11 protein-coding genes are annotated in these 17,533 nt (G+C 68.5%); 4 read left to right on the top strand and 7 right to left on the bottom strand.

Annotated elements, in window-relative coordinates; all coding sequences use genetic code 11:
• Positions 1–30: 30 nt before the first annotated feature.
• Entirely contained in the window at positions 31–1,071 is a 1,041-nt protein-coding gene (locus tag G4D83_RS23405) for a pirin family protein (RefSeq protein ID WP_163867087.1), read from the bottom strand.
• Positions 1,072–1,322: 251 nt separating this feature from the next.
• Between G4D83_RS23405 and G4D83_RS23400 the strand changes: the two genes are divergently transcribed.
• On the top strand, positions 1,323–2,423 hold the full coding sequence (locus tag G4D83_RS23400; protein WP_163867023.1) for a heparan-alpha-glucosaminide N-acetyltransferase domain-containing protein: 1,101 nt from the start codon (positions 1,323–1,325) through the stop codon (positions 2,421–2,423).
• Here G4D83_RS23400 and G4D83_RS23395 read toward each other — a convergent pair.
• Entirely contained in the window at positions 2,417–2,905 is a 489-nt protein-coding gene (locus G4D83_RS23395; protein ID WP_163867022.1) for a VOC family protein, read from the bottom strand. The genes G4D83_RS23400 and G4D83_RS23395 overlap by 7 nt on opposite strands.
• A gap of 98 nt (positions 2,906–3,003) precedes the next feature.
• Between G4D83_RS23395 and G4D83_RS23390 the strand changes: the two genes are divergently transcribed.
• Positions 3,004–4,866, top strand: a complete 1,863-nt coding sequence (locus G4D83_RS23390; protein ID WP_163867021.1) for a YfbK domain-containing protein — start codon at positions 3,004–3,006, stop codon at positions 4,864–4,866.
• A 93-nt stretch (positions 4,867–4,959) separates the two neighbouring features.
• Here the strand turns inward: G4D83_RS23390 and G4D83_RS23385 are convergent, their stop codons facing one another.
• The gene (locus tag G4D83_RS23385; RefSeq protein ID WP_240356516.1) at positions 4,960–5,487 is read right to left on the bottom strand and encodes a hypothetical protein; all 528 of its coding nucleotides are present in this window, start codon (positions 5,485–5,487) and stop codon (positions 4,960–4,962) included.
• A 208-nt stretch (positions 5,488–5,695) separates the two neighbouring features.
• On the opposite strand from G4D83_RS23385, the gene G4D83_RS23380 reads away from it, so the two are divergent.
• A complete protein-coding gene (locus G4D83_RS23380; protein WP_163867019.1) occupies positions 5,696–6,394 on the top strand; it encodes an expansin EXLX1 family cellulose-binding protein in 699 nt (232 codons plus the stop codon).
• 69 nt (positions 6,395–6,463) lie between these two features.
• Here the strand turns inward: G4D83_RS23380 and G4D83_RS23375 are convergent, their stop codons facing one another.
• The 4 genes from G4D83_RS23375 to G4D83_RS23360 all read right to left on the bottom strand — a co-directional run bounded on the left by G4D83_RS23375 (position 6,464) and on the right by G4D83_RS23360 (position 16,520).
• A complete protein-coding gene (locus G4D83_RS23375; protein WP_163867018.1) occupies positions 6,464–11,977 on the bottom strand; it encodes a DNA repair ATPase in 5,514 nt (1,837 codons plus the stop codon).
• Positions 11,978–12,129: 152 nt separating this feature from the next.
• A complete protein-coding gene (locus G4D83_RS23370) occupies positions 12,130–14,289 on the bottom strand; it encodes a flotillin family protein (RefSeq protein ID WP_163867017.1) in 2,160 nt (719 codons plus the stop codon).
• Between the two features lie 126 nt (positions 14,290–14,415).
• Positions 14,416–15,240, bottom strand: a complete 825-nt coding sequence (locus G4D83_RS23365) for a hypothetical protein (protein ID WP_163867016.1) — start codon at positions 15,238–15,240, stop codon at positions 14,416–14,418.
• A 221-nt stretch (positions 15,241–15,461) separates the two neighbouring features.
• Positions 15,462–16,520 (bottom strand): acetylserotonin O-methyltransferase, encoded by a 1,059-nt coding sequence (locus tag G4D83_RS23360; RefSeq protein WP_240356515.1) that lies wholly within the window; start codon positions 16,518–16,520, stop codon positions 15,462–15,464.
• 109 nt (positions 16,521–16,629) lie between these two features.
• Between G4D83_RS23360 and G4D83_RS23355 the strand changes: the two genes are divergently transcribed.
• A complete protein-coding gene (locus G4D83_RS23355) occupies positions 16,630–17,328 on the top strand; it encodes a 2OG-Fe(II) oxygenase family protein (protein ID WP_163867015.1) in 699 nt (232 codons plus the stop codon).
• Positions 17,329–17,533 lie beyond the last annotated feature (205 nt).

Here is a 17,533-nt window from a genome sequence, read left to right as displayed (position 1 = left end):
TGGGGCAACGGCCAGGGCGCGAGGGACTCGTCAGGCCGGTCGCTCCAGTTTCCCATCCGCGTGGCGCGCGAAGCGGCCTTCCTCGCGAGGGTGCACCGGGTCGTCGCTCTTCCACGGCCACCCGCCGAAGCCCGTGCGCTGGTAGTCGCTGAACGCCTGTTGAATCTCCTGGCGGGAGTTCATGACGAAGGGGCCGTGCTGCACCACCGGCTCGGCGATGGGCCGGCCCTGGAGCATCAGCAACTCCGTCTCGTCGGGGCCGTTCTCCAGCACCGCGTCCACCTCCGGACGGAGCTGCACGACATGCGAGGCGGGGATGGCGCGGCCCCCCACCTTCAGCGCGGAGCCCTTGAAGAAGTACAGGAAGCGGTTGCTCCCGCGCGCGGCGGCGGGCAGCGTCCAGCGCGCGCCCGGGGCCAGCTTCAGCGTCCAGATGGCCACGTCCGTGTCGGCCCGCGCGGCCCACGACCTGGGCGGCGGTGGCGGGGCCTTCACGTCGCCCAGCGTTCCGGCGACGAGGGTGACTTCGGTGGTGCGCCCCGCCTCATCCCGCGCGACGTGCCGGGGAATGACATTGTTCCACAGCATGGAGAAGTGCGGCGTCACCAGCTTGTCGACGCTCGGCAGGTTGAGCCAGATTTGAAACAGCTCCACCGGGTTGGGCTGGTCCTTCTTCAAGAGCGGGAACATCTCCGAGTGCAGCACGCCGCTACCCGCCGTGAGCCACTGCACGTCCCCGCCCCCGAAGCGCGCCGCCGCGCCCAGCGAGTCCGAGTGGTCCAACAGCCCGCTGCGGACGACAGTCACCGTCTCGAAGCCCCGGTGCGGGTGCTGCGGGAAGCCGGGGACGACGGTGCCGTGGTACATGTTCCAGCCGTCCCGGCCGTCGAAGTCCTGGCCGAGCTGGCGGCCCGCGAGCGACACGGTGGGTCCCATCCGCTCGTTGCCCGTCGGGTAGGCGTCCACGTGGTGCACGCAGAACAGGAAGGGGTCTGGCGTGGGCCAGGGCATCCCCCTGAGCGGGCTCAGGGCCATGACGGCGGGTTGCTCACTTCCCTGCTGCTGACTCATCCCCTGCTCCTCTGACTTTCCGTTGCTCCGCGAGCAGCTCGCGGCCGACGTGGCCCCCGCCACCGCGAGCACCTTCAGCGCCGCTCTCCGACTGACCTCATCACCCAAGGGCCACCTCACGCATGACGCCGTCTCCAGGCTGTAATCCTGGCATGAACGGGGCGCATCCTTTCATGTCCCCGGGCCCGCCAGCCCGCTCATCCCTCCTCCCCATACACGCGGGCCCGGACTTGCCGTAGGGTGCGCCCGCCTTGACCCCCTCCCCGTCCCTCCCCGTGTCCCAAGAGCGCGTGCGCGCCATCGACTGGCTGCGCGGCATCGCCGTGCTGTTCATGGTCCAGACGCACTCGCTGGCGCTGCTCACCCCGGAGCTGCGCAAGAGCGTCTGGGTGGGCCGCCTGCTCAAGGTGGACGGGCTGGTCGCCCCCGCGTTCATCTTCTCCGCCGGCTTCGCGCTCGCGCTCGTCATGGTGCGCAGCGCCGCCAGCGGTCGCCTGCGCGAGCGCGTGCCCAAGAACTTCCGCCGCACCTGCGAGGTCCTCCTCGTCGCATCCCTGGTCAACTGGGCGTGGTTCCCGTTGCTGAGCGAGCCGAAGTGGCTCTTCCGCATGGACATCCTCCAGTGCGTGGGCCTGTGCCTGATGCTCATGCTGCCAGGGGTCTCCGCGCTGGCCTCGCGGCCTCGGGGACTGGCGGGGCTGAGCCTGGCGCTGGCCTTCATCGTCTTCGCCGTGGCGCCCTTCGGTGAGCACGTGCCCGAGCCCTTGGCCACGCTCACCAACAAGTCCTCCTTCGCGCCCTTCCCCCTGCTGCCATGGATGGGCTTCGCGTGGCTGGGCGCGTTCGCCGGGAGCCTCGCGGGCGCATGGGGCCGGCGTCCCCTGGCCGTGGCGCTGCTCATGCTCGTCGCGGTGGGCGCCATCGCTGCGGCGTCGGGAGACTTCCTCTTCCAGCTCTACCCGCACCACCGCTTCTTCGTCTCCAACCCGTCGAACTCGGCGGCCCGCTTCGCGTGGGTCTGCGCCGTGCTGCTCGGGCTGATGGCGCTGGAGGCCCGGGTGCCCGGGGACCATGCGCCCTCGCGGCTGCGGCGGTTCATCGAGGTCTTCGGGACGTCGTCGCTCTCCGCCTACTTCTTCCACGAGATGCTGCTGTTCTACCGGATTGGAGGCGTCTTCTCGTTCCAGCGCTTCTGGGGAGACCGCAGTGGCTGGGGCCAGTACTGGCTGCTCACCGCGGCGCTCATCGTCGCCACGTGGATGTTGTGCCTGGCGTGGGACCGGCTGGAGCACCTCGTGCGCACGGCGCTCCGGAGCCTGGGCAGGAGGCTGCGTCCCGCCGTGCCTCAGTGAGCGTCGGTTGAGAGGCGCTCGAACGCGGAGATGACCTCCGGCGGAGCCTGGACCAGTTCGATGAGCACGCCCTCGCCGCCGTAGGGGAACTGCTCGTTGCCCTTGGGGTGCACGAAGCAGATGTCGAAGCCCGCGGCGCCCTTGCGGATGCCTCCGGGGGCGAAGCGCAGGCCCTGCGCTTCCAGCCACTTCACCGCGACGGGCAGGTCGTCGACCCACAGGCCCACGTGGTTGAGCGGCGTCTCGTGGACCCGGGGCTTGCCCTCCAGATTGACGGGCTGCATCAGGTCCACCTCCACCTTGAAGGGCCCCGCGCCGGCGGTGACGATGTCCTCGTCCACGTTCTCCCGCTCGCTGCGGTAGGTGCCGTGCGGCGTCAGGCCCAGCAGGTCCACCCAGAGCTTGCGGAGCGGGGCCTTGTCGGCGCCGCCGATGGCGATCTGCTGGATGCCCAGGATTCGGAAGGGTCTCGAGGTCTGCATGGGCCTGGAACCTACCGGGAAAAATCGCGGGAATAGACCCATTTGTCAGGTCGTGCGTTTCGATGCGGCGCCTGTTGATTCCGTCCCCCGGAGAACACATGTCCCAGACCTTCCTGAAGCGCCGTTTGACCCAGTGGGGAAGTGCCCTGCTCGTCGCCTGTGTCCTGCCGGCATGCTCCTCCTCATCCCAGAACGAGAAGCAGGGCCTGAGGGCCGCCGAAGCGCGCCCCACCGCCCAGGCCAACGCCGAGGCGGCCCCGCCTCCGAGCGCCTCGCCCCAGGACTTCGCCGCCGACGAGGGGAGCACGGACCAGAGGAAGACCGTGGCCGCGCAGCCCAAAGAGGACCGGGCCATGAAGGCGCCCCGAGGCATCGAGGCGGAGATGATGCGTGAGGCACCCGCCCCCGAGCCCATGATGGCCGCGCCCGCCACCGCCACGCTGGGAGGAGGCGCGGTGGCCGGTGGCGTCATCGGAAGTGTCCAGGGTCCTCCGCCGGCGAAGCCCTCCCGGATGGCCCCCACGAAGAAGCTCGAGGCCAGCGCCCGCCTCACGGAGAAGGACCTGGACGGGGTGGACACCGGTGGCCCGCGGCAGGGCAACACCTTCGAGGCCTGGAAGCCCAACAGCTTCACCGAGACGAGCAAGGACCCGCTGTCCACGTTCGCCGCGGACGTCGACACCGCGTCGTACACGGTGGCCCGCCGCTACCTCCAGAACGGCAACCTGCCGCCCTCCTCCGCCGTGCGCGTCGAGGAGTTCGTCAACTACTTCAAGTACCGCTACACCCCGCCGGAGACGGGCGCCTTCACGGTGCACCTGGAGGCCGCGCCGTCGCCCTTCGACTCGAAGCGCCACTTCGTGCGCGTGGGCGTGCAGGGCAAGGTCGTCTCGCGCTCGCAGCGCAAGCAGGCGCACCTGGTGTTCCTGGTGGACACCAGCGGCTCCATGGCGTCGCAGGACAAGCTGCCGCTCGCCAAGGAGGCCATCAAGATCGCCGTGAAGAACCTCAACGAGAACGACACGGTGGCCATCGTCACCTACGCGGGCTCCACGCGTGAGGTGCTGGCGCCGACGCCGGCCACGGACGTGAAGACCATCCACGCCGCGCTGGACACGCTCCAGTCCGGTGGCGGCACCGCGATGGGCACCGGCATGGAGCTGGCCTACAAGCACGCGGTGAAGAAGGCCTCTGGCAAGGTCGTCTCCCGAGTCATCGTCCTCACCGACGGCGACGCCAACATCGGCCCCACGCTGAGCCCGCAGGCGATGCTGGAGAGCATCCACAAGTACGTGGCCGAGGGCGTCACCCTCACCGCCGTGGGCTTCGGCATGGGCAACTACCGCGACGACATGATGGAGAAGCTCGCGGACAAGGGGAACGGCAACTGCTTCTACGTGGACAGCTTCAAGGAGGCGAAGAAGGTCTTCGAGACGCAGCTCACCGGCACGCTGGAGGTCATCGCCAAGGACGTGAAGCTCCAGGTGGAGTTCAACCCCGCCGCCGTGCGCCGCTACCGCCTGATGGGCTACGAGAACCGGGACGTGGCGGACAACGACTTCCGCAACGACAAGGTGGACGCGGGTGAGATTGGCGCGGGCCACAACGTCACCGCGCTGTACGAGGTGGAGCTGGTGAAGGACTCGAAGGAGTCGCTCGCCACCGTGCGAGTGCGCGCCAAGGCGCCCAACGGCACCGAGGCCGCCGAGCAGTCCTTCCCCTTCGAGCGCTCGTTGCTGCGCGCCTCGGTGGAGGCCTCCTCGCCTGACTTCCGCTTCGCCCTGGCCGTCGCCTCCACCGCGGACATCCTCCGGGGCAACCCGGCCGCCGAGGGCTGGAGCCTGGCCACCACGCAGAAGCTCGCCGAGGGCGCCGCCGCTGGTGACGCGGACCGCAACGAGTTCGTCAAGCTGGTGTCGCAGGCCCGCGCGCTGTCCGGCGCTTCCGCCCGCGGCGAGTAGGCAGGCCCAAGCAGGTTGCAGGGGGAATGGGGTGGAAGGCCCGGGGGGCGCCTTCCACCCCATCGTTTTTTCGGACCGGTCCGAGGGACGCGCTCAGTACGCGACGACGGTGGGCGCCGTGGTGCTGGTGAAGAAGTCCGGGAAGGTGGCCACGTAGTTGCCGCCAGTGCCCGTCTCCCCGCCGATGCGGCCCGACTTCGACCCACCCACCGTCAGCGTCGTGCCATCCACCTGGATGCTCAGATAGGACAGGAAGACGCTTCCCGTGCCCAGGTACACCGCGAGGCCGGAGGTCCGCACCACCGTCATCAGCTCCGGGTCCACGTTCCTGAGGCCCACCGTCACGGGCGAGCTGCCGCTGTAGTTGTTCTTCATCGTGTACCCCACGGCCACGCCCAGGTCATTGGCCGCCAGCGCCAGGCTGGGAGTGACATTGACGGAGCTGCCTACCCACGCACTCGCCGCGGGCCAGCGGCACGACTCCGTCGCGAGCCGGGACAAGGTGATATCGTGAATGGGCGGAATCGTGCCCGCCCGGACCGCCGAGGTGAGCTCGAAGGTGCAGCCTCGGGACACCGCCAGGACCAACGCCGACTCCTGGGTGCCAGGCACCTCCTCCACTCCGCCCGGGGACTCCTCGCCACCACACGCCGGGAGGACCACCGCTGCACAAAGACAGACAGCGCGCCTGAAGGATTTCATGACGTGACGACCCCCTTGTTCGTTTGAAAGCGGCGGCACGCTAACAGTCCTGCAAGTCATTGCATCGACATTTCCGTGAACGAGGGCCAGGCACCGCGCGGACGCGTTGCGGTATCCTTCGGGACGTATGCGCCCATCCCACCTGCCCTCCCGACGTCTGCTCGTTCCCATGGCCACGCTCTTCCTCGCGTGTGGCGGATGCAGTGATGACCCCAGCGGCGGAGGTGTGCCCCTGGGCGAGGAGCAGAAGGGCATCGCGACGTACTACGACGCCACGGGCGCGGGGAATTGCAGCTACGACGCCAGCCCCAACGACTTGATGGTGGCCGCGATGAACACCCCGCAGTACGCCAACAGCGCGGCGTGTGGCCAGTGCGTGGACATCCAGGGCCCCAGCGGCAACGTGCGGGTTCGAATCGTCGACAGGTGTCCGGAGTGCGAGGCCGGCCACCTGGACCTGAGCCGCGAGGCCTTCGCGAAGATCGCCGAGATGCGCCTGGGCCGCGTGGACATCACCTGGAAGGTGGTCTCCTGCGACGTGGCCGGTGGCCTGGAGTACCACTTCAAGAACGGCAGCAACCCGTGGTGGACCGCCATCCAGGTGCGCAACCACCGCGTGCCCATCTCCAAGCTGGAGTGGCGTCGCGGCGACGGCGCGTGGAAGGACGTCCCGCGCCAGGACTACAACTACTTCGTCAACGACAGCGGCATGGGCGAAGGCTCCTTCACCGTGCGCGTGACGTCGACCACCGGTGAGCAGGTGGAGGACACCCTGCCCCGCGTCATGGACGACGATACCTTCGAGGGCTCCGCCCAGTTCCGCTGACCTGGACCTTCTTCTGGAGGGCCGAGGCTCGACACACCGTCGAGCCCCGGCCTCGAGAAGGCCCGGCGACTACCGACGCAGCATGGAGCGCAGCAGCTCCAGCGCCTCGGTGACGTTCTGCCAGACCTGGAGCGACTTCACGTTCTCACCCTCGCCCTGCACCGCGCGACGGGAGGCCCGCTCCAGGGGCAACAGCACGCCCTCCACCAATTCAATCTGCCGACTCAGCTCCGCCGGAGACGGCCCGGCTACGGCGGCGCGCTGGAGCGCCTCCGCGGGCATCTGCGCGGACACGTTCACCGGCCGGTCCGCCAGCGCGGCGAGCGCCCGGGAGAGCTGCTCCATGTACGGCCCGAAGTCCTGGGCCGGCGCCTGCTGGACCACGGGCGCCTGGGAGGCCGTCGCCACGCGTTCGGTGAGCGCCTTGAGGAGCTGGGCCAGGTGCTTGAGGTACGGCGCCAGGTCCTGCGCCGGCGCGGGCGGGGCCACCGGAAGAGGCGCAGGCGTGTCCTTCACCTCGCGCCCCACCTTCGCCACTTCCAGCACCGCGTCGCGCAGGGCCTCCAGGTACGGCAGCGCCTCGGCCGTCGGGTCCTCGTTCCGATCCGCCGAGCCCTGCTGCACCAGGGTGGCCGCGTCCCGCACCGCGTCTCGCACGGCGCCGAGCTGCTCCTCGATTCCGCTGAGCTGGCCGGTGACGCGGGCCACGGGGTCGTCCTCCTTGCCCCCCATGCGCTTGACGCGCGCGAAGCCCTGCTTGATGTCCTCCCACCGCTTCGCCTTCTCCGGCGTCAGGCGTCCGCGCATCTCCGCCAGCTTGAGCAGGTTCTGCTCGGCCGCGGTGGTGAGCGTCTGGGACTCGCCCTGGTAGTGGTCGTCGATCAGCCGCTCCAGCTCCGCGTCCGTCATGGCCGCGACGAGCTTCTCCGACAGCTTGTTCATGTTGCGGTAGGAGCCCTGGAGCTTGAAGGCGGGCTCCGCGCGGAAGCGCTCATCCTGCGCCGCCGAGGCGATGTACTGCATGTTCACCTTCAGCAGCACCGACTGCACCCGGAACATCCGCTGGAAGATGGCGATGATCTCCTGCAGCTCCGCCGCCGCGTAGCCGTGCTTCAGCTCGCCCGCGGGCACCTCCTCGCCCTGCGCCATGCGGAGGAGGCGGTGCGTGTCCGCCGCGTCACGCGTGGCCAGCGGCGCCGTCACCGGGTTGGAGGTCAGCGCGTTCTCCAGATAGCTCAGCGCGAACAGGTGCTCCTTCCCATCGAGAATCTCACCCAGGTTGTAGGTGTCCGCGCGGTTGGCGAGCATGTCCGGAATGCGGAAGCGCTCACCCGTCTCCGTGTAGGGATTGCCGGCCATGACCACGCAGAACTTCTTGCCGCGCAGGTCATAGGTGCGCGTCCGGCCGTTCCACACGCCCTCCACGCGGCGCTGGCCGTCGCAGAGCGAGATGAACTTCTGGAGCAGCTCCGGGTCCGTGTGCTGGATGTCGTCGAGGTAGAGCATCACGTTGTTGCCCATCTCGAAGGACAGGTTGATGCGCTCCACCTCCTGCCGCGACGTGGCGTTGGGCGCCTCCGCCGGGTCCAGCGACTTCACCGAGTGGCCCAGCGCGGGGCCGTTCACCTTGACGAAGGTGAGGCCGAGCCGGCTCGCCACGTACTCCATCAACGTCGTCTTGCCGTAGCCCGGAGGCGACATGAGCAGCAGCATGCCCATCCGGTCCGTGCGCTTGCCCTCGCCCGCCGCGCCCAACTGCTTGGCCAGGTTGGCGCCGATGAGCGGCAGGTACACCTCGTCGATGAGGCGGTTGCGCACGAACGACGACAGCACCTTCGGCGTCAGCTCCTCCAGGCGCAGCTTGCGGCGCTCGCGCTCCAGCAAGTCCCGGAGCAGCCCCCGGTATGTCTGGTATTGCGGCACGCGGAGCTGACGGAACTCGCCCAGGCGCGCCAGGAACTCATCCAGGCGCAAGGACAGCTTCCGGTCGTGCACGCGCGAGTGACTGCCCAACAGGCCTGACACCTCGGCCGCTGTCAGCGCGCCCGCGGGCTCACGGTCAAGCTTGCGCTCGGTGAGCAGCAGCACCGCCGTCTCCAGTGCGAAGTAGCCCGCGTCACCGGGGCCGCCTTCGCGCTGGGCCAGATACGCCTCCACCCACGCCTTGGCGATGAGCAGCCGCGCGGACAGGTCCTTCTCCAGCCCGCGCAGGTCCTCCTCGAAGGCGGTCCGCGTGCCCTGCCGCTCCAACTGCGCCAGGAACGCGTCGCGCAGCACCACCGCCTCGCCGCTCGTGGTGAAGCGGGGCCGGTCCACGGCCAGCTCCTCCACCAGGTAGCGCCCGGCCTGGCGCGCCTCCGCCGGCGAGTGCGCCAGCCCCTGCGCCTTGAGGAACGCCTCCACGGCCTCGCCCAGCGCGAGCCCCAGCTCGGACAGGCTTCCGACGGAGGAGAACGTCTGCCGCAGCCGCGCCAGGCTTCGCGCCCGACGGTGCAACAGCGTCCGCGCGGCCTCGTCGGTATCGAAGGCCCAGTACAACGAGGCCCACGCCCGAGGCACCGGCGCGAAGCGCAGGAGGCCCGCGCCCTGGTGCAGCGTCAGGAGCTTCTCCAGCACCGCCGCCGCGTCCACGTCATGCACGCCGCGCTCGTAGCCCTCGTCGAAGCGGTCCGCCGCGTAGGCGCGCACCTTCTCCAGCAGCGTGCCTGCAATCACCGCCTCGTGCAGCGAGGACAGCGTCAGCCCGCCCTTGCCGTCCTCCGCGTCGGAGAGGATGCAGGAGGCCAGGTACTCCACGCGGTACACGTCCCGCGTCTCGGAGACGAGGTGCTGCTCCCAGAGGCCCTGGTGCTTGAGCAGCTCCGGGTCCTCCAGCTTCTGCGCGTAGTCGGAGCCGGTGAGCTGGAGGTAGAGCGCGCCGTCGCGCGGCACCAGCGTCAGGTCCAGTGGCTGCGTGTTGACGTTGAAGCGGTAGGTGCCCAGCTTGATGAGCGAATCGCCATCCGCGAACAGGTCCTGCTTGTCGCGCAGCGCCCGCAGCGCGTCCTGCTTGGCGGACTTGAGCCGCGACAGCACCTCGTCCGAGCGCACGCTGTCCTGGAGTCCCAGGAGCTGCTCGGAGAGCTGGCGCAGCTTGAGGATCATCGCGTCGGTGGCGAAGTACCCGTTCAGCTCGTCATCCGACTTGAACGTCTTGGAGCGGCGCTGCACGCCCTGGAGGATGCGCTCCGCCGCGCCGAAGAGGCTCTGCGCCCGACGCTGCCGCTCGTCCACCAGCGTCTGCTTGCGGGCGCCGAACGCCTCCAGCAATTCCTCGCGCTTCTGGGTGATCTGCCCGAGGAACTCGTCGAACTCCCCGAAGCGCCCTTCCAGCTCCTCCAACTGCACCGTGAGGCGCGATAGCCCCTCGTCGCACTTCTCCGGCAGGTCCGCCTGGGCCAGCGCGTTTTCAATCGCCTGCCCCAACAGCTTGAACTGGGCGCCGAACTCCGCGCGCTTCTCCCGGCTGGACAGCTCCTTGCGCTTGGCGGCGAGGCTCGCGCGCACGCGGTTGAGCCGACCGAACAGCTCGGAGATGCCCTCCAGGATGCGGGCGCGCGCCAGCGGGTCTCCCACCTGGAGCCCACCCACGACTTCACCCAGCACCGTGAGGCCCTGGGCCGTCTTCTCGATGTCCTCGCCCAGCGGCGCCAGCTCCACCGTGGTCTTCACCGGCTCCAGCTTCGCGAGCAGCTCGTCCAGGCGCGCGGCCAGGGGCTGCAGCGCCTCGCCCTTCTGGAGGAAGTCCACGCAGCCGGAGCTGGTGTTGTCGGACGCCTCCACCACCGCCTTCTCCAGGGCGTCCACGCGCCCCAGGTCCATGTAGCGGATGTCCTTCAGCGTGATGAGGTGGCCGCGCTGCTGGCGCAGCTCCGCCAGCACGTGCATGAACTCCTCGGCCGAGGTGAGCAGCTCCGGCTGCACGCGCCCCAGCAGCTTCGTCTGCGCCTTCTCCGCCTCCGCCAGCGACTCGAACGCGCGCTTCTGGAGGGCGAGCACCTTCTCGAACTCATCGATGATGAGCTCGGACGTCCGGCGCAGGAGCTCCACGGGCTCCTGCAGACCCGTCTCCGCGTGGCCCAGCCAGTAGTACGCATCCAGCGCGCGCGTGGCCGCGGCGACCAGGTCCTCGTACGTGCGGCGGTTGGGCTTGTCCGTCTTCGCGACGCGCTGAATCGTCAGCGCGTCGGAGATGCCGCGCACCAACTCCGCGTTGCCCACCTTGCCCAGGTAGCCGGGCGCCGCGGGCACCGACGCCGCGTGCTCGTCCGACACGAAGGGCGTCTGCCACACCTGCATGGGGTGCACGCGCGTGGGCTCCTGCGACGTCTCGCGGAACACCACCAGCCCGCCGTCCGCGAAGAGGCTGTAGCCGTTGCACACCAGCGGGTTCTGCACCTCCTTGCGCACCAGGTTGTACGGGAAGAGCAGGTACCGGCCCTCCTCGCGCTGGTGGAAGATGTAGAGCACGTCTTCTCCGTTCGGCGAGCGGATGACGTGCTTGAACTCCATCCCCGAGCCGGTGGCCTCACCGTCGAAGACCTTGTAGTCGCCCGTCTGGAGGTAGTACCCGCCGGGGAAGATGATGCCCTGGTCCTCGGGCAGCCGGATGCAGGCCTGGCCGATGGCGTCGATGCGCAGCACGTGCTGCGTGCGCGAGTTGAACACCAGGTAGCGCTGGGCCTTCTCGCGGAAGGGCAGCACGCGAATGAGGATGAGCGTGCCCACCTTGGCCCAGGCGAACCGCGCGTCGTCCAGCGACTGGTTCGCGTCCTCCACCGGCTCGCTGTAGATACCAAGGCCGGACGAGGTGTTGTTCTCCACCTTGACGGTGAGGTCGCCCTTCACCGTCTCCACGAACACCTGGTCCAACACGTTGACGTGCGGGTGCTGGCCCAGCACGTAGTTCTCGCGCGTGGCCACCGTCCACTCGAAGTCGTGGGACGGGGGGAAGACGTGGTCCTTCTCTCCCTGGTTGTCCAGGTAGGTGGCGCGCCCTTCCGTGTCCAGGTTGAAGCGGAACACCTTCAAGTCACGAGCCGTCTGGCCCGTCTGGAAGATGGCCAACAGGCGAGCGTCCTTGCGCCGCAGCTGCAGGAGCTTCGCGTCCTTGTAGTACCGGTACAGCTCGCTGAAGTCCTTGATGAAGCGCGGGTCCGCCAGGAAGCCGCCCGCCTCCGTGTGCGGCACCGCGGACAAATCAAACCCGTCGGCCGTCTTCTCGAAGCGGTGCAGCGAGAAGACATCCGCGACGGACGTCTCCTTCTTCAATCCGATGAAGACGTTGTAGCCGAAGAGCAGGTACTTGCCGACGCTGACGATGTCGCGCGCCACGCAGTTGTTCTCGGTGCGCACCCGCTCGTTGCCGGTGACCGCCAGCTCCGAGCCGCCGAAGAACGCCTTGCGCCGCGCATTGAGGTCGTTCGCCTTCGCGCCCAGCACGTCCGCCTGTGCCAGGAGGCGCGTCCGGATGACCTCGTAGCTCCCCCCCTCTAGCGCCGTCTCGCCCGTGGGCGCCGCGCCCTTGCCACCGTCAGTTGCCATGAGTGCTCACCGGAAATTTAGCGGGGACCCCGCCCCCGTCCCGCCCGATGGGAGGGACGCGCGCCCCGGAAGGCCTGGGGGCGAGGTCGTCGTGACGCCATGCCCGCCCTCGCGCTCGCGCGAAGGCGGACCCTGTGCTGCTGCCGCCCGAATCAGCCCTGCTTGTCGGTGGTGGACGACTTGCCCTCGGCGCCCACGAGCGCCTTCAGGTTCGCCCCCACGTCCGCCGGGCCGGGCGTCATGCGGTGCAGCAGCGCCGCCACCGCCAGGTTCTGCGCGTCGTTGCTCAGACCCGGCTTGGAGAGGATCTCCTTGAGGTCCGCCGGCAGGTCCTTCTCGCCGTTGAGGTAGCCCCCCAGCGCCGTCTTCAGGGCCTCGCCATGGTCCAACGCGCCGTCCACCGCGGTGCCGAACGACACCGCCTTGACGAAGCGCTCGAAGAACTGGCCGTCGCCACCGACGATGTTGAACTTCGCGTTGGCGAACGCCTTGGCCAGCACCTCGGCCTGCGCGTGGGCGATGTCCTTGCGCACGCGGATGGTCTCCAGCTCGATGTCGCGCTCCTTGTTGAGCTTGAGGCGGAACTCCTCGTGCTCGCGGCCCACGCCGTCCATCAGCTTCATGGACGCCGCCTTCTCCGCGAGGCCCCGGGCCTCGGCGAACAGCTTCTCCTGGATGGCCGACGCCTCGGCGAGCTGCATCTCCTTCTTGGCGAAGGCCTCCGCCTCGCCGCGCTTGTGGATGGCCACCGCCTCGGCCTCCTGCACGCGAGCCCGGGAGATGCCCTTCTCCTGCTCACCCGCGGCCTCCGCCAGCAGCCGCTCGCGGACGACCTGCGCCTGCGCGTGGCCCTGCTTTTCAATCGCGCCGGCCTCCGCCTCCTTCACGCGCACCTGCGCCATGCCCAGCTTCTCCGTGGCCGCGGCGTCCGCTTCCTTCACGCGGATGCCCGCCAGGCCCTCGGCGGCGGACTCGGCCTGGATGCCGTCGGCCAGCCGCATCTTCGCCTTGGCCGTCTTGTCGGCGGCCTCGAGGTCCGCCTCGGCGAGGGTGAGCTTCTCCTTCGCCATGAACACCGCCATCTCGCTGTTGGCCTTGGCGCCGTTCACGTCCTTGACGGTCTTCTCCTGCGCCTGGGCCTCGGCGTTGATGATGATCGCCTGCTTCTTGCGAAGGGCGTCGGACTCCACGCGCAGGTCCTTGATGCGCTCCTCCTCCTGCGCCACCGTCTTCTCCACGGCGATGCGGGCGCGCACCACGTCGGCGATGTTCTTCTTCTGCTCCTCGAGCGCCTTCTCCTTGTCGATGCGCTCCAGCTCCGTCTCACGCTCCCGGCTGATGGCCGCCAGCGAGCGGGCGCGCTCCACGTTCTCCGCCTCGACTCCCACTTCGCGCTCGCGGTGCTTCTGGGCCACTTCCACGTCGCGCGACTTGTTCTGCTCCTGGACGAGGATCTCCTGCTCCGCCTTGATGCGGGCGAGCTGCGCCTTGGAGTACTGCTCCTGCTTCACGCGCTCCGTCTCCGCGGACTCCTCGGCCTGCACCGTTTCAATGGCGCGCCGCTGCTTCGCGGAGGCCTCTTCACGCTGACGCTCCAGCTCGAAGATGCTCTGGTCGGCTTCCACATTGCGCTTCGTCACCGCCTGGCGCTCCGTCTGGCGCAGCTCGTTGGTGACGATGTTCTGCTCGGTGGTGAGCTTGGTGATCTTCCGGATGCCCTCGGCGTCGAGGATGTTGTCCTTGTCGAGCATCTCGACCGGGGTCTGCTCCAGATAGTCGATGGCGCAGTCCTCCAGCATGTAGCCGTTGAGGTCCCGGCCAATCACCTCCACCACGTTGTCCTTGATCTCCGCGCGCTTCGTGTAGAGGTCCACGAAGTTGAAGTTCTTGCCCACCGTCTTGAGGGCCTCGGAGAACTTGGCCTCGAAGAGCTTCTCGAGCGTCTCCTGGTCGCTGGCGCGCACGCAGCCGATGGACTGGGCGACCTTGAGCACGTCCTCACGCGTCTTGTTCACGCGCACGAAGAAGGTGACCTTGATGTCCGCGCGGATGTTGTCCTGGCAGATGAGGCCTTCCTTGCCGCGACGGTCGATTTCAACCGTCTTCAGCGCGATGTCCATCACCTCGGCCCGGTTGATGATGGGGAAGACCACCGCGCCGGTGAACGTCACCAGGGGCTCGGTCTTCAACGTGTTGACGATGAGCACCTTGCCCTGATCCACCTGCCGGTACAGGCGGACGATGGTCAGGACGATGCCCGTGAGGAGGATGACGCCTCCGCCGACGGCGGCTACCAAGGTGATGGGATCCATGGCCTTTTTCCTGTGAAGTATTGACAGCGGGCCTTGTATCAGGCGCCAGAGATCCCCCGCGAAAGCCCTCTGGCGTCGAATCCACACACGGTCCGCCCCCCTGAGCGGACCGCGCCTCGACTCAAGTCATGTGCGCGCTCGCGAGCGGGCCAGCGCCGCGGCCCGCGTGGGGTCGCGAAGCTGGTCCATCTCTTCCGGCAACAGCCAGTCCACGGGCTCCACCTCGTAGACATCCCGCTGGGCGTCGTACGACAGCACCAGCGCGGGATCTCCCCGCTTGAGCCCGTTCTTCTTCGAGCAGACCACGTTCAGGATGAAGCCCGCCTCGCCGTCCTCGAACGTCGCGTGGCCGTTGCGGTCCGTGACGCCGCCGCTGGAGATGGTGCACACCCGGCCCATCAGCGAGTCGCGCCCCGGCGCCTTGCGCGCCACGAAGACGGGGCGCAGGGGCCGCACGGCGACGCCCGAAATCACCAGCCCCGCGATGAAGCAGAGAATCCCCACCGTGCTGTTGAGCAGCCACGAAGGCAGCACGCCACCCAGCAGCGCGTGCGCGGGAGGCGTGGCCAGGAGCGACAGGAACCACGAGAAGAACGAGACGAGGCTCACTGAGACCGTGAGCGGAATGCCCGCGAAGCCCAGCGTGGAGAGGATGCCGCCCTCCATGTGCGCGTCGTGGTCATGCGCGCCCATGGCCTTGCCGCCGCCCTGGATGGCCTCGCCCGCCGCCTTCGCTCCACCTTCCAGCGTCCCGGCCAGGGCCTTGCCCCCGCCCTCGAACGCCGCGCCCAGTGCCTTTCCGCCAGATTCGAAGTCGACGTGACCGCCATCGAGCAGGTCGATACCCACCGCTCCGATGATGACGAACAGCCAATATGTGAGCACCACGCCCATTGCCGTGGTGAAGATCGCGGTCGGAAACGCGAGGATGGCGTCGAAGAAGGGCGTCATCGTCGCCCCGGACTCTAATCGAGCCTGATTCCCTCCGAAAACCGCCCCCGTCGATTTCCTGGCCGGCCGCTCGCCGGGCCACCGAGCGAAGCCCGCATTGCCTTCCGGTGCGCGCCTCGACGTCGTGTCCGGGGTCCACCCCCACCCGGACCGTGGAACGATGCCACCCTCGGGGCAACGGCCCGGCGCGAAATGCAACGCCGGGCCGCGGGCCGTTGGACTCAGGCGGGGACGACCTCCACCACGCTGGGCGGCATGTACGTCGGCAGCACGCGGTGGATGCGCAGCCCGGCCTTCTCCACCAGCGCGGTGTACTCCGCTCCAGTGCGCTCCTGGCCGCCCACCAGCACCAGCATGGCCATGTCGTAGAGGTTGCCGAAGTGCTGCACGTTGTCGCCCGGCAGCACCGTCTCCACGATGAGCAGCTTCGCTCCGGGGTGCATCGCCTCGCGCATGTTGGTGAGGATCTTCAGGCTGCGCTCGTCGTCCCAGTCGTGGAGGATCTGCGACAGGATGTAGATGTCGTGGCCCGACGGAATCTTCTCGAAGAAGTTGCCCTCCAGCACCTCGGCGCGCGGCGCCACGCCCAGGTTCGACAGGCGCGCGGTGGCCTCCGCCTTGACGTGCGGCAGCTCGAAGAGCGCGCCCCGGAGGTTCGGATGGGACTGGAGGATGTGCGCCAGCAACGTGCCCGTTCCACCGCCCACGTCCACCACGGACTTCGCGGTGGAGAAGTCATACGCGCCCACCACCGCCGGAGCATTGAGGCTCTGATACGCGGCCATGCTGCCGTTGAAGATGGCCGCGTCCTCCGGATGCTTGGACATGTAGCCGAAGAAGCTGTCCCCCATGAACTTCTCCACCGAGGGCTGGCCCGTCTTCAGCGACGACGCCAGGTCTCCCCACGCCTGCCACGACAGCAGGTGGCCGTGCGCGCGCAGTGAGCCGTACACCGAGCCGGGGCTGTCCTTGCGCAGCATGTGGCCCAGCTCCGTGAGCCCGAAGCGCTGGCTCTGCTCGTCCTTGACCAGCACCCCCAGGCCGGTCAGGAGTCGGAGCATGCGTCGGAGCGCCGGAGCATGGGTGCCGCTGGCCTGCGCGAGTTCCTCCACTGTCTTCGGCACCTCACCAATGGTGTCCGCGATACCAAGCTCCGCCATGATCTGCAGGCTGCGGGAGACCCAGAAGCCGTAGACCATCTGGGTCATCACGACCGCGGGCGGAGGAGACGGGCTGGGAGCGACAGGAGCGGTGTTGACGGGACGAGGTTGCTGGCTCATGCAGGGGGGGACCTTGCGCGGGGGGAGTGAGACGCGGCAATTCTGAAACCTAAAAGGTAGGCTGTAAAAGCACTATTGGTCAGTTCCCTCGCAATCCCCGCCTTTTGTCGTGCGCGCATACATCACCCACCGTCAAGCCCTTCCGTCCGTGGAGTTGGAGTCACTGCGAGACGCCCTGCTGGGCTCACGTTTCGTGGCTCGCAGCCCGCTCATGGGCACGTTCCAGGCGAGTCGGGGCTTCGCCTTCATCTTCACACATGAAGGCAGGAGCACCCTGGAGGCGCGCTTCCCGTTCCTGCGCGCATACCTCGCGCGGGTGCTGGAACCGGACAGCGCGCGCGGCCTCTGGCCATGGCGGGAGCGACTGTTCGGCTCGAAACAACCGAGACCCAACGCGTTCTATCTGAACCTGCTGTTGCTCGATGCCGGCAAGAGCGTGGGCCGACACATCGATGCGACCTTGCAGGGCCCCAGCGGCGTCCCTGACGCGACGCCTCGCCATGTGAGCGTCCTGTATCTCCAGATGCCTCGCGGCGCGCGGGGCGGCGCGCTGCGTCTGCTCCACGACAATCACCGCGTGGGTGAAGTGCGGCCGCGGCCCGGGCTGCTGGTCCACTTCCAGGGCCACCTCCAGCACGAGGTGCAGCCGTTCCTCGGCGCCCAGGATGACTCGCAGCGCGCAAGCCTCGTCTGCGAGCAGTACGTCTTCCCTCCAGAGGCCCTGGCCCGACTGCCGGCCTTTCGCATCCAGTCCAAGGCCGGCTTCGCCGCGTACCTGGACGCGCAGCGCGAGCGCACCGATACCTGAGACAAAAATGAGAGACCGACACGGCGAGCGCTCGGGCGCTTGTCTATCGGCTTGTTCATGTCTTTCTCGTCCTGTGCGCCGTGGGTGGTGGGTGCCCCAGTAATGGGGGATGCCGGGTCTGTCCTGTGCCGGGTTCACCGCACGGTGAGACTGAGGGACAATGACCTGCCGTCTCGATGGGGGCGGACGACCGATTCGTTTTTCA

The sequence above is a fragment of the Myxococcus eversor genome, assembly GCF_010894455.1.
GTDB classification, from domain to species: Bacteria; Myxococcota; Myxococcia; order Myxococcales; family Myxococcaceae; genus Myxococcus; species Myxococcus eversor.
Note: the sequence above shows the minus strand (reverse complement) of the source record. Positions and strands in the feature narration are given on the sequence as shown.